Genomic DNA, 11,917 nt, shown 5'->3' with positions numbered 1-11,917 from the left:
GGTGGCGGCTCGTCGGCTCCACCAGCGGTGGTGGCGGCTCGTCGGCTCCACCAGCGGTGGTGGCGGCTCGTCGGCTCAACCAGCGGCGGTGCGGGCAGACTGGTGGGCATGGTGATCCGTCTCGGGACGTCGGGGTGGACGTACGACGACTGGGCCGGCCGGTTCTACCCGCGCGAGGTGAAGCAGCGCGACCGGCTGGAGTACTACGCCACGCGCTTCGACACCGTCGAGCTGAACGCCAGCTTCTACCGCTGGCCCTCGGACACCACGTTCGCGGGCTGGCACGACCGGCTGCCCGCGCGGTTCGCGATGACGGTCAAGGGGCCGCGCTCCCTCACGCACGCCCGCCGGCTGCGCGACCCGGAGCGCTGGAACGAGATCATGACCCGCTCACTCGGCCGGCTCGGTGACCGTCGGGGCCCGTTGCTTCTCCAGCTGCCTCCCGACCTGGAGCGCGACGACGACCGGCTCGACCGTGTCCTGGCAGTGCTGCCCCGGGACCTGCGGGTGGCGGTCGAGCTGCGGCACACGTCCTGGCTCGCGGACGAGGTGCTCGCTCTGCTGGAACGCCATGCCGCGGCGTACGTCGTGATGAGCGGCGCCGGACTCCAGCAGGAGCTGCGGGTCACGGCGCCGTTCGTGTACGTCCGCTGGCACGGACCCGACCCCGACCACCTCTACCGGGGCAGCTACGACGACGCCGCGCTCGAGGGGTGGGCCGGTCACATCCGGTCGTGGACCCGCGACGGCCGCGACGTCTACGGGTACTTCAACAACGACCAGCGGGCGTACGCGCCGACGAACGCGCTCCGGCTGAAGGAGATGCTCGGTCAAGGCTGACCGAGAGGTACTCAGCCGAAGGTCGGCGGCGGCGGGCTGTATCCCGGGATCGTGTGCCGGTGCGTCGGCACGATGCGCGGTGGCGTCAGGGTGGGGGTCGACGCGGCCGAGGGTCTCGGGGCGAGCGAGGTGGTCGTCGCGCTCTTCCGGGCAGGACGCGACGACGTGGGATTGCCGGTCGTCGACGACCGGCCGGACTTACGCAGCGGCAGCGCCGCGCTGACCTGCGGCAGAGTCGGCGCCGGCACCGTGGCGGTCGGTGTGCCGCTCGACGGCGCGGGCATTGCGGGCACCGCGGACGACCGGGCGGCTGACGTCGGCTGCGGCGAGGTCGGAGCGACGCTCGCGGTCGGCCCGGCGGGTGGCGACAGCTCCGCCGGGGCGTCGTCGCCCCATCCGATTGCCGCGACCGCGATGAGTGCGAGCACGCCGCAGACAGCTGCGCCCACGGCGGTCGCGGCTCGGTTGCTGATCGCGGCCTGCCGGTCGGGCGATGATTCGTTCAGGTCCCACCGGCTGCCGTCGGCCCGAACCACCAGATCGCGACCACCCGACGCGCCTGCCCCGGACGCCGTCGTGACGCGCACCCGGATCGCGCCGGCGGGGACCCGGGCCGCCTGCCGCGCGACCGCAGCCAGCGCGGCGTCGTACGCGGTCAAGCCGTCCGGGACCGGTACGGCGACGCCGGCCACCGTCGGCGTCTGCCCCTCACGGAGGACGACCCGGGCGAGCGGGGTCGTCGGTGTCAGCTGCGGGTCGAACTTCTCCGCCGTGCTCCTGCTGCGGTGTGCCACGCCCTGCCCCTGTCGTCCCCGTCCACGTCCCGCACGGCAGGGTGCCACGCCCGGCACCGGTGTGGTGCTCCGCGGATCCGCCTATCTGCGAGCGCGTTCGCGGTGGGCCGCCGCCTTCACCCGGCTCTGGCAGCGCGTCGAGCAGAAGCGGCGGCCGCCGTTCTTCGACCCGTCGACGTAGACGCGGTCGCAGCCGGGCGCCTCGCACACCCCCAGCCGGCCGCCCATGTCACTGCCCAGCGCCATCGCGAGCCCGGCGGCGACACCCGGCGCCCAGCCGGCGTACAGCTCGGGGCTCGGGCCGTGGAAGTGCAGGTGCAGCTCGCCGTCGTGGTCGTCCAGGCGCGGTCGCGGACCGGTCTCGTCCAGCAGCCGGTTCACCACCCGTGCCGCGGTCGGCAGGTCGCCGACGTCCGCGGAGGTGAACACCTCACGCAGCCGGTCCGCCAGCGCCCGGAACCGCTCGGCCTGGGCCGCCGTGACCCGCGGCGCGTACCCGTCGGAGCGCAGCGCCCCCTCGACCGCCGTCCGCAGCGCTCCTCCTTCGGGGACCTCGTACGGACGCCCGCGATCGCCTCCGGGCGTGAGGGTGTTGACCAGGCTCTCGGCCGCCGCGAGCAGCCGGACCACATGACTGTCGAATCGCACTTGACCAGTCACTCCTTTCGGTCCTAGCGTGACTGTCTTCATTAGTTTAGCCAGTCACGGAGATCTGTCATGACCGCCCGGGCCACCCCACGAGTACTCACCTGGCGCACGGTGCCGAGGCCGCTGCGCATCCTCATCGTCGCGCGCACGGTCAACCGGCTCGGCGCCTTCTCGATGGCCTTCCTCGGGCTGCTGCTGACCGAGCGTCTCGGCGCGAGCCTGCCGACCGCCGGAGCGGTGCTGGCGGCGTTCGGGCTCGCGACGATCCCGTCCCGGCTGATCGGTGGACGGCTCGCCGACCGGATCGGGCGGCGGCGGACGATCGCGCTCGGCCTCCTCGGCTGTGCGGCGAGTCAGCTGTGGCTCGCCGCATCGCCGTCCGTGACCAGCGCGGCCTTGGCTGCCGTCGCGTTCGGACTCGCCTTCGAGATCTACGAACCGGCCAGCCAGGCCATCGTCGCGGACGTGACCGAGCCGCAGGACCGACCGGCCGCGTACGCGCTGCTGTGGGCGTCGACCGCGGTCGCGGGTGTGCTCGCCGGGCTGATCGCCGGGGCGGTGAGCGGTGTCGACCTGCGGCTGCTGTTCGTGATCGACGCGGCGAGCTGTCTGGCCTGCGCGGTCATCGTGGTCGGTCTGCTCCCAGGCCCCGAGGAGACCACCGACCGGCCGGACGCGAGCACCGTACGGCCGTGGCGGGACGCCCGGCTCCTGCTGCTGCTCGGGGTCGGCACAGTGTTCGCGACGATCATGATGCTGATGGTGATGGCCCTGCCGCTCACGCTGAGCGAGCGCGGCCTGCCGGCCTGGAACCTCGGGGTCGTCCTCGCGGCCGGCGCGCTCACCAGCGTGGTCGCGACGCCGTTCGTCCCCCGCATCACCGCCGGGCGGGACTCGTTCGCGACGTTGCGCGGCGCGTACGTCGTCCTCGCCGTCGGGCTCGTCCTCACGGCGTACGCCGACGGGCTCGCGCTGTTCCTGTTCGCGACCGTCGTGTGCGGCCTGGGTGAGGTGCTGCTCCTCGGGCACAGCCAGTCGCTCGCCGCCGGCCTCGCCCCGGACCACGGGCGAGCGGCGTACCTCGCGGTCTTCGGGCTGTCGTGGGGCGTCGCGACGACCGTCGCGCCGGTGCTCGGCACCCAGCTGCTCGCGCACGCCGGGCCGATCGTCGCCTGGCTCGTCCCGGCAGCGGGCGCGCTGCTGTGCGGCCTCGCCCAGCCCGCGCTGCGGCGTCGACTCGGCGCGTCTCACGATGCGTGAGACGGGCCACGCATCGGCGGCGCCGGCTGCGAGAGTGGCAGGCATGACGCAGGACACCGCCGTCCCGACCACCACCGAACGCCTCGAGGCGAGCCGCACCATCCCCGCGGAGCCGCACGAGGTCTTCGCTGTCCTCACCGACCCGCAGGGCCACGTCGCGATCGACAGCTCCGGGATGCTGCAGAGCGCCGACGGTGACCGGGTGCAGCAGGTGGGCGACGAGTTCGTCGTCCACATGGACCGCGAGTCGCTGGGCGACCTGCCCATGGGCCGGTACGACGTCACCGTCACCATCACGGCGTACGAGCCCGACGAGGAGATCGCCTGGACGATCCTCGGCACCGTCCGCCCGGCCATCGGCCACGTGTACGGGTACCGGCTGGAGCCCGTCGAGGACGGCACCTCCACCGTCGTGACCTCGTACTACGACTGGTCCGACGCGCACGAGGACTGGCGGTCCAGCGGCATCTTCCCGGTGATCCAGGAGAGCGCCCTGCGGGGCACCCTCGGCATCCTCGAGCGCGCCGTCCTGCGCGGCTACCCCCTCGAGTCCCCCCGCGAGACCTGACCCGCCCCTCCGCCGGTTGACCCGCCCCTCCGCCGGTTGACCCACCTCTCCGCCGGTTGAGCCGGTCCGAGGCGCCAGCCGAGGACCGTGTCGAAACCCCGTGACGCACAGGGAGACTCTCCCTTTACGGCACCAGGTTTCGACACGCGCTCGCCCAGCGGCTCGCCCGGCTCAACCAGCGGAGGGCGGCCCAACCAGCGGCCAGGCTCGTCAGCCGTGCCAGCGGCCGAGGGTGGTCAGGTAGCCACGCCGGTCCAGCGGATTCGGTTGCACCCGAGCACGATCGGCGATCTCGACCCGAGCCGGCTCGTACCGGTCGAACGCCGTGACCAGCACCCCCTCACCTCGTGTCGTGGACGGGAGCCGCTGCTGCAGTGCGTGCACCTGCGCGGCCGGCACGTCACCGCACAGCAGGAACGACGACTCGCGCGGCCGGGTGCCGAGCGGCACCGCGCGTACCTGGGAGAGCAGCGCGAGCGTCACGCCGAGGCAGTCCTCCGGGATCTCCACCTCGAAGCGGTGCAGTGGCTCGCAGACCACGGTGCCCGCCCCGCGCAGGGCATCCATCAGGACGAGCGGCGTCAGCTGGCGGAAGTCGCCCGCGGTGCTCGACATGCTCGCGTCGAAGCTGCCGTGCGAGTGGCTCTGCCGCGCCCAGTAGCCCGAGTGCGTCACCGTGACCAGGCAGTCGGTCACCGCCCAGCCACGCAACCCCTCGCGCAGCGTCTCCTCGACCGCCTGCTCGACGGCCGTGAAGAACGCCGGCGGCATCGAGCCCAGCTCGACCTCCAGCTCCACCCGGTTGCCGCTCCCGACCGGGGCACGCTCGACGCGCAGCCCGACCGTCGCGAGGAACGGGTTGGGCGGGACGGCAATGACTTCGTACGCAGCGCCCGTCCCGGTCGGTCGCTCGATGCAGATGGTCGTGGTCTCCCGGAACGTCACGTCGACGCCGTAATCCGTCGCCAGCATGGACGCGATGACCTCTTTCTGCACCTCGCCGTAGAGCGACACCGCGATCTCACTGCGGACGTCGTCCTGGCGCAGCCCGATCAGCGGGTCCTGCTCGGCGAGCTCGCTCAGTCCGGCGTACATCGCTCCCCGATCACCGTCGTCGACCGGATCGACGACGGTCTCCAGCGAGGGCGGCGCGAAGTGGAACGCCTCGTCGGAGCACGGCGCGACAGCCCCGATCTCGTCACCGATCCGTACGTCTGACAGCCCCCAGACCTGCGCGACCTCGCCGGCCGCCGCGCGACTCCGCGGCTCGGCCACCCCGTCGTGGAACACCCGGATCGCCGTCACCTTGCTCGCGGAGGAGGGCATGCGGTCGCGGACGTTCAGGGTGCCGCTGCGGACGTCGACGTACGCGACCCGCTCACGTGCCGATCCTCGCTCGACCTTGAACACCCGCCCGTGCAGCGGTCCGCGCTCGTCCCGGGTCGGTGACGGCAGCAGCGTGGGCAGCGCGGCCAGCAGGTCGGGTACGCCGGCACCGGTGATCGCCGACCCCGTCAGCACCGGATGGACGTGCCCCGCCGTCGACTGCTCCGCCAGCGCATTCCGCAGCCGTGCGGACGTGAGCCGACCGGCGACGTACGCCTCCAGCAGCCGTTCGCCCCGACGCCCGAGGACGTCCGCCCACGCGTCCACGGGCAGCGCGGCGTCGTCGTACGGCGCGTACGTGGCAGCCGGGCGGCCGGCGTCGTGTGTACGACCGAGAACCACGACGTCGGGCGTCAGCCGCTCGGTGATCTCCTGCACGACCCGGTCCGGCTCGGCACCGGAGCGGTCGATCTTGTTGACGAAGAACAGGGTCGGGATCTTCAGGCGCTGGAGCGCGCGCATCAGGACGCGGGTCTGCGCCTGCACGCCCTCGACGGCGGACACGACGAGCACCGCGCCGTCGAGCACGCCGAGAGCGCGCTCGACCTCGGCGATGAAGTCCGAGTGTCCAGGCGTGTCAACGAGATTCACCGTGGTCCCGGCGACGGAGAATGACGCGACCGCCGAGCGGATGGTGATACCGCGCTGCTGCTCGAGCGTGAGGGAGTCGGTCCTGGTCGAGCCGTCGTCGACGCGTCCGACCGCGTCGATGACCCCGGCCTCGAAGAGGAGCCGCTCGGTCAGGCTGGTCTTACCGGCGTCGACGTGCGCGACGACGCCCAGGTTGAGAGATTGCACGTACGTTCATGTCCTCTGCATAGGTGGGTACCTGGGGCAAGGGCATGGACGCAGCTCGCACGACCGTCTCCTGAGCTCGACTTCTGCTGACCCGACCAGGACAGCAGGCGCCAGCACGACAGGCAACCGACTTATGGACGCTTCCGGGAGCCGCTGGTCGAGTAGGGCGAACGAAGTGAGGCCCGTATCGAGACCCGGTGACCGCGCGCACCAGGTCTCGATACGGCCTCGGCTAGCGCCTCGTCCTACTCGACCGACGTAGGGGCGAACCCCCCGCTGGTCGAGTAGGGCGAACGAAGTGAGGCCCGTACCGAGACCAGCGGAGAACACTGGTCAGGCGGCGAGGGCTCCGCGCAGGGGGCGTGGGACCTGGTCCGGGTCGAGCGCCTCGACCAGCAGCCGCCCGTACCGGATCTTGCGCATCGAGCGCGTGCCGAGGAACCGGTGCAGCTGCTGGACGTCGCTGCGCTCCCGCTGCGCGGGCTGCTGCTGGAACAGCCGGTACGACGCGAGCTCTCCCTCGGACGCGAGCACCGCCTCCACGCCCGCGATCCCGAGCGCCCGGATCAGCTCGTCCTCGATGTCGGCGACGCAGGTGAAGAAGCCCAGCGCCTCCCGCTCGGACCGGGTCACGCCGCGTACGCCGACCCGGCCGAGCGCGCGCACGACGAACCGTTCCTCCGCGGCGTCGCACAGCCCGGCGAGGCGTACGCCGGACGGACGCAGCGCCTCGACGAAGGAGGCGATGTTGGTGATGCCGCCCATCGCGACGACCCGGACGCCCTCGGTCGTCAGCGTGCGCCCCTGCCGCTCGGCCAGGGCCTCGAGCGCCGCCCGGTCGCTCGGACCCTCGACGAGGACGACGCGCTCGGCCCCGTGGGCAGCGGCGACCGCGGCCGCCAGAGCCGCCGCCAGCGGCTCCACGACCGCCGCCGGGACGCTGCCGTCGGCGCTCACGGGTTCGAGTGTGTCAAACGCGTGCGCCCTCGTCCCCTCCGTTACCAGCGGTCCCACGTACCGTCGGCTCCGAACCCCGTGCGACCCGCCCCGTCGAAAGGACCCCCATGACCGCCCTGCGCGACTTCACCGCCACCACCCTCACCGGCTCGCAGCAGCCGCTCGACGCGTACGACGGGCAGGTCGCACTGGTCGTCAACACGGCGTCCAAGTGCGGTCTGACGCCTCAGCTGGAGGGCCTGGAGACACTGTGGAAGACCTACCGCGAGCAGGGTTTCGTGGTGCTCGGGTTCCCCTGCAACCAGTTCGCGAACCAGGAGCCGGGCGACGCCGACGCGATCGGTGAGTTCTGCCAGCAGAACTACGGTGTGTCGTTCCCGATGTTCGACAAGATCGACGTGAACGGCGCGGACGCCCACCCGCTGTACGTCTGGCTGAAGTCTCAGAAGAGCGGTGCGCTGGGCAGCCGCATCAAGTGGAACTTCACCAAGTTCCTGGTCGGCAGGGACGGCGCGGTCGTCCAGCGGTACAGCTCGATGACCAAGCCGGAGACGATCACCGCCGACATCGAGGCCGCGCTCGCCGCCGGTTGAGCCGGCCGGAGCGACCGCGCCGGTCCGGCTACTCGACCGACGGCGGGTCGGTGTCCAGGCCGCGGAGCAGGGTGGTCGGGAGGAAGTAGAACCCCTTGTCGTTCTCCTTCGTCCGGGCCCGCAGCACGTCGTTCACCCGGACGTACTCGTCCACGTCGATCTGCCCCTTCACGCCGACCAGCCGCCGCACCGCGTACGCCGGGATCAGGCCCTGCCGACCGCGTTCGTCGACCGCGAGCGCGAACCGCGGACCCGTCGTACGGACCCGCACCTCGATCTCGTCGGTCGCCGCGTCGGCCTCGTCCGCGTTCGATGCGGAGGACGCCACGGGGACGGCCGAGTCGTCGAGCGAGCCCTCGAGCTCCAGCGCCAGGTCGTCGGCCATGCTGTCGACCGCGGCGAGCATGGCGGCCATCGCCCGGCCCACCGAGCCGTGGAACGCACCGGGCTTCATGGCGGCGCCGGGCTTGTAGAGGTCCTCGTGGGTCAGCTCGCCCCACGCGTCCTGCAGCCGGGTCTTGATCTGTACCTCGACGAAGACCGGGTCCGCGCCCGCGACCGGCACCTGCAGCAGGATGTGGTGCGCGCGGTAGCCGCTCTCTTTCGGCGGGTCGACGTGGTTCTTGTGCCGGACGAGCCGCAGGTCGCCCCGCCGCTTCTCGTCCAACAGCGCGGCGCACATCAGCGCCTGGTCCCGCGGCGACTTGCACAGCACCTTGATGCCGACGACGTCGCGGACGAGCGCCTCGACGTCCGCGACCGTACGCACCCCGTCCGTGCCGGACTCGGCGGTACGCCGTCGCAGCTTGTCCAGCGTCCGGTCGGCGGTCTTGATGCGGTGGTGGGAGACGTCGAGCCGGGACTCGTCGCTCTCGTGCAGCAGGCCCCTCGCCTGCCGGCGCAACCAGGCCAGCACCCGGTCGCGGGCCTCGACCCAGGCGTCGCTGCGCTCGTCGTACGCCTGCTCCACCAGGCTCTCCAGCCGGCGCGTCCTACGCGCTTTCGTCATCGTCTCCCCGTCGGGTCGTGTCGTACGGTCGTCGCGCAGCCGGTCGTGGCAGCGCCGGTCACCCAGCAAGGGTGTACCGCACCGGTGACAGCGACGGCGAGCGTCAGCCGGGCGAGTCCACCGTTGCGCTGGAGCCGTCCTGGTTTCCCTGGCCGCGCGGACCGGGTGGCCAGTGCGGCCCCCGCTTGGTGCGGGTCGGGCTCGGCCAGCTCCAGGTCCGCGTCGGCGTCGGCGTCAGGGTCGGCGTGTCCTTCGGCTTGGGCGGCTTGGAGGTCGTGACCGGCGGGGGCGTCGAGGTCGTACGGGTGCGGCTGGTGGACGACTTCGTCGTGGTGGGCGCGAGCACAGGCTCGGCGGACCCGATCTCCGGCAGCTCCGGCGGCGTCTCGGTCGCCGTCCAGAGCGGCGCCGGGGAGGACGGAGCGGGTGTCGACGCGCCGGTCACCGGAGGCGTCGAGGAGGCGGACGGGGCGACGTCCGCGAGGGTCGGGTTCGGCCGAGACGGCTCGTGATCGCCTCCCCCGACGCCGACCACGAGCGCGGCTGCACCGCCACCCACCACCAGAAGTCCTGCGCCGCAGAGAGCGACCGCGGTCAGGCGGTCCCGGGAACGACGCTGGTCACGAGCAGCACGGCGGGTGGACATCGGGACGGCTCCTGCGAGGGCTGACGACGGTTGCGGCGCCACGAGTCTGCTGGATCGAGGTCGGACTTTCCGAATCTTGGAGATATTCGTGGCCGTTCACCGGCCGCCGGTGGCCGAGAAACAGGTACGCGCGCACCCGAGGCGGGCGCGCGCGTACCTGGTCCTGGCTGCAGGGGCTCAGCGGGAGACGGGCTCCAGCGTGTCGGCCGGCTCGTCGTCCTCGACCTTGCGGATGGTCTGCCGCAGCGGGACCTCCTTCATGGCGAGGACGCTGACCAGGGTGACCGCCGCGGCGACCGCGCCGATCAGGAAGATCACGCTGGTCGAGTCGCCGTACGACGCGCGGACCACGTGGGCGACGGGGGCCGGCAGCGCGTGGACGTTCAGCGTGCTGGTCGAGCCGCCGGACGCCTTCGCCGGGTCGATCCCGAGCGACTGCAGGCCGGTCGCGATCTTGTCCTTGACGTCGCTCGCGAGGACCGCGCCGAGGACGGAGACGCCCACCGCACCGCCGAGCGAGCGGAAGAAGGACACCGTGCCGCTGGCCGCGCCGACCTCGGTGACGTCCACCGTGTTCTGGACGACGAGGACGAGGTTCTGCAGCAGCGAACCCATGCCGATGCCCACCAGGACCATGAACACCGAGACGTGCCACATCGGCGTCGCGTGGTCGATCGTGCCGAGCAGGCCCAGACCGACGATCAGCAGCGCGGACCCGGCGACCATGATCCACTTCCACCGGCCCGTACGGGTGATGGCCTGGCCCGAGCCGGCGGTACCGATCAGCGAGCCCAGCATGAGCGGGATCATCAGCAGGCCGGCCTCCGTCGGCGTGTGGTCACGGGCGATCTGGAAGTACTGGCCCAGGAAGACCGGCGCACCGAACATCGCGATCCCGACGGCGAGGCTGCCCACGATCGCGAGCGCCGTCGTACGGGTCCGCATGACCCGGATCGGGACCAGCGCCTCGTGGTGACGCGTCTCCTGCAGCACGGCGAGGATCCCGGCGACGAGCGCTCCCCCGAGGAACGCAGCGGTCTGCCAGGACAGCCAGTCGTAGGAGCTGCCGGCGAACGACACCCACACCAGGGGCAGGCCCGCGGTGATGGCGATGAGGACGGCGCCGACGTAGTCGATGGTGACCTTGCGACGGACCGTCGAGATGTGCAGGAACCGCTGCAGCATGTAGAGGCTGAAGACGGCGAGCGGGACGCAGACGTAGAAGCACCAGCGCCAGCCGAGCGCGTCCGTGTCGACGATGACGCCGCCCAGCAACGGGCCGCTGACCGTGGCGAGCGCCATGACGCCGCCCATGTAGCCGCTGTAGCGACCCCGCTCGCGCGGCGGGATGACCGAGCCGATGATCGACTGGGCGAGTGCGGTCAGGCCGCCCATGGCGACACCCTGGACGCCACGGAACACCAGCAGCATCGGCACGTTCGCCGAGGCTCCGGCGAGGACGGAGCCGATGACGAACAGGATGATCGACAGCTGGACGAGGACCTTCTTGTTGAACAGGTCCGACAGCTTGGCCCAGATGGGCGTGGTGATGGTCATCGTCAGCAGCGAGATGGTGACGACCCAGGTGTACTGCGTCTGGCTGCCCTCGAGATCGGCGATGATCGTCGGGAGGGCGTTGGAGACGATCGTCGAGCTGACGATCGCGGTGAAGAGGGCAGTGAGCAGCCCGGCGAGCATCTCGAGGATCTCGCGGTGCGTCATCTGCCCCTGCTGGTCGGGGGCGACGGCTGTGGTCATCGGGCGGTGAGCTCCTCGGGGGTGGTTTCGGGCGCGGAGGCCGCGAGGCTCTCCGACATCTGGCGGATCAGGTCGGCCGCGAGGGCCAGCTTCTCGGGGTCCCAGTGCGCCGTACGGCGGGCGAGGTAGCCGGCGAACGCGCGGGACGTCTCGTCCAGCCGGGCGGTGCCGGCCTCGGTCACGCTGATGAGGCCGACGCGGCCGTCGTCCGGGTGGCTGCGACGAGCGACCAGGCCCTCCTTCTCCAGCGCGCACACCTGGCGGCTGATGACGGACGGGTGGACCTGGACGGCGCTGGCCAGGTCACTCATCCGCACCTCGCCGTGCCCCTCGACGCACTTCAGGACCGCGAGGTCGGTGCGGCCGAGCGCGCCCGCGTCGTGCGCCCAGTGGGACGCGCTGGCACGAGTCGCACGGCCGAGCGCGGACAACGCGTCGACCAGCTGCTCATGGGGGGTGGGCTCGGGCATGCGGGGACCTCGGTGAGTTGCGGTGTGGGGGTTCAGCACGATCTGTGCTTAGCGCAAGTATATATAGAGGCTTTCTATTCCCCTAATCGCGACGGCGCTCCGGCCGAGTGCGCGTGTCCTGCTGGCCGGGCGCCCACCCCGCTCGGTCGAGTGCGCGTGTCCTGCTGGTTGCAGCGTGAAAAAGTGACAG

General features: G+C 71.8%; 13 protein-coding genes. 6 read left to right on the top strand and 7 right to left on the bottom strand.

The genetic code is table 11. The annotated features are described in order from the left end of the window. Positions 1 to 108: 108 nt before the first annotated feature. Complete coding sequence (locus P4R38_RS04975; protein ID WP_277191289.1) at positions 109 to 840, top strand: DUF72 domain-containing protein; 732 nt, start codon at positions 109 to 111, stop codon at positions 838 to 840. A gap of 11 nt (positions 841 to 851) precedes the next feature. Here the strand turns inward: P4R38_RS04975 and P4R38_RS04970 are convergent, their stop codons facing one another. Together P4R38_RS04970 and P4R38_RS04965 are read right to left on the bottom strand one after the other, a co-directional pair. Further along, positions 852 to 1,634 (bottom strand): hypothetical protein, encoded by a 783-nt coding sequence (locus P4R38_RS04970; protein WP_277191288.1) that lies wholly within the window; start codon positions 1,632 to 1,634, stop codon positions 852 to 854. Positions 1,635 to 1,715: 81 nt separating this feature from the next. Then, positions 1,716 to 2,282 (bottom strand): CGNR zinc finger domain-containing protein, encoded by a 567-nt coding sequence (locus P4R38_RS04965; protein ID WP_277191287.1) that lies wholly within the window; start codon positions 2,280 to 2,282, stop codon positions 1,716 to 1,718. Positions 2,283 to 2,351: 69 nt separating this feature from the next. Here P4R38_RS04965 and P4R38_RS04960 point away from each other — a divergent pair, with 69 nt between their 5' ends. Beyond that, positions 2,352 to 3,542 carry an MFS transporter gene (locus tag P4R38_RS04960; protein WP_277191286.1) on the top strand — a complete coding sequence of 397 codons (1,191 nt, stop codon included), beginning with the start codon at positions 2,352 to 2,354 and terminating at the stop codon, positions 3,540 to 3,542. A gap of 43 nt (positions 3,543 to 3,585) precedes the next feature. After that, positions 3,586 to 4,110: an SRPBCC family protein gene (locus P4R38_RS04955; protein ID WP_277191285.1), complete on the top strand. Its 525-nt coding sequence runs from the start codon at positions 3,586 to 3,588 to the stop codon at positions 4,108 to 4,110. 210 nt (positions 4,111 to 4,320) lie between these two features. Here the strand turns inward: P4R38_RS04955 and P4R38_RS04950 are convergent, their stop codons facing one another. Beyond that, the gene (locus P4R38_RS04950; protein ID WP_277191284.1) at positions 4,321 to 6,294 is read right to left on the bottom strand and encodes an elongation factor G; all 1,974 of its coding nucleotides are present in this window, start codon (positions 6,292 to 6,294) and stop codon (positions 4,321 to 4,323) included. A 333-nt stretch (positions 6,295 to 6,627) separates the two neighbouring features. Further along, a complete protein-coding gene (locus tag P4R38_RS04945) occupies positions 6,628 to 7,251 on the bottom strand; it encodes a TOPRIM nucleotidyl transferase/hydrolase domain-containing protein (RefSeq protein WP_277191283.1) in 624 nt (207 codons plus the stop codon). 107 nt (positions 7,252 to 7,358) lie between these two features. On the opposite strand from P4R38_RS04945, the gene P4R38_RS04940 reads away from it, so the two are divergent. Next, on the top strand, positions 7,359 to 7,844 hold the full coding sequence (locus P4R38_RS04940; RefSeq protein WP_277191282.1) for a glutathione peroxidase: 486 nt from the start codon (positions 7,359 to 7,361) through the stop codon (positions 7,842 to 7,844). Between the two features lie 28 nt (positions 7,845 to 7,872). Here the strand turns inward: P4R38_RS04940 and P4R38_RS04935 are convergent, their stop codons facing one another. Beyond that, positions 7,873 to 8,853, bottom strand: coding sequence for a GTP pyrophosphokinase (locus P4R38_RS04935; RefSeq protein WP_277191281.1), 981 nt, complete (start codon positions 8,851 to 8,853; stop codon positions 7,873 to 7,875). A gap of 71 nt (positions 8,854 to 8,924) precedes the next feature. On the opposite strand from P4R38_RS04935, the gene P4R38_RS04930 reads away from it, so the two are divergent. After that, positions 8,925 to 9,365, top strand: coding sequence for a hypothetical protein (locus P4R38_RS04930; RefSeq protein ID WP_277191280.1), 441 nt, complete (start codon positions 8,925 to 8,927; stop codon positions 9,363 to 9,365). After that, entirely contained in the window at positions 9,362 to 9,523 is a 162-nt protein-coding gene (locus P4R38_RS04925) for a hypothetical protein (RefSeq protein WP_275236524.1), read from the top strand. The genes P4R38_RS04930 and P4R38_RS04925 overlap by 4 nt, the downstream gene beginning before the upstream one ends. 153 nt (positions 9,524 to 9,676) lie before the next feature. Here P4R38_RS04925 and P4R38_RS04920 read toward each other — a convergent pair whose 3' ends face one another. Both P4R38_RS04920 and P4R38_RS04915 read right to left on the bottom strand, forming a co-directional pair. Next, a complete protein-coding gene (locus P4R38_RS04920; protein ID WP_275236523.1) occupies positions 9,677 to 11,257 on the bottom strand; it encodes an MDR family MFS transporter in 1,581 nt (526 codons plus the stop codon). Further along, a complete protein-coding gene (locus P4R38_RS04915; protein WP_275236522.1) occupies positions 11,254 to 11,727 on the bottom strand; it encodes a MarR family winged helix-turn-helix transcriptional regulator in 474 nt (157 codons plus the stop codon). Before P4R38_RS04915 ends, P4R38_RS04920 begins: the two co-directional genes overlap by 4 nt. Between the last annotated feature and the right edge of the window lie 190 nt (positions 11,728 to 11,917).

Source organism: Luteipulveratus flavus (assembly GCF_029439465.1).
Lineage (GTDB): Bacteria > Actinomycetota > Actinomycetes > Actinomycetales > Dermatophilaceae > Luteipulveratus > Luteipulveratus flavus.
Note: the sequence above shows the minus strand (reverse complement) of the source record. Positions and strands in the feature narration are given on the sequence as shown.

What these genes read in the sequence shown, in the direction of transcription:
- P4R38_RS04975 (WP_277191289.1), top strand. Translation starts at nt 109, where the DNA reads ATGGTGATCCGTCTCGGGACGTCGGGGTGGACGTACGACGACTGGGCC.
- P4R38_RS04960 (WP_277191286.1), top strand. Translation starts at nt 2,352, where the DNA reads ATGACCGCCCGGGCCACCCCACGAGTACTCACCTGGCGCACGGTGCCG.
- P4R38_RS04955 (WP_277191285.1), top strand. Translation starts at nt 3,586, where the DNA reads ATGACGCAGGACACCGCCGTCCCGACCACCACCGAACGCCTCGAGGCG.
- P4R38_RS04940 (WP_277191282.1), top strand. Translation starts at nt 7,359, where the DNA reads ATGACCGCCCTGCGCGACTTCACCGCCACCACCCTCACCGGCTCGCAG.
- P4R38_RS04935 (WP_277191281.1), bottom strand. Translation starts at nt 8,853, where the DNA reads ATGACGAAAGCGCGTAGGACGCGCCGGCTGGAGAGCCTGGTGGAGCAG.
- P4R38_RS04920 (WP_275236523.1), bottom strand. Translation starts at nt 11,257, where the DNA reads ATGACCACAGCCGTCGCCCCCGACCAGCAGGGGCAGATGACGCACCGC.
- P4R38_RS04915 (WP_275236522.1), bottom strand. Translation starts at nt 11,727, where the DNA reads ATGCCCGAGCCCACCCCCCATGAGCAGCTGGTCGACGCGTTGTCCGCG.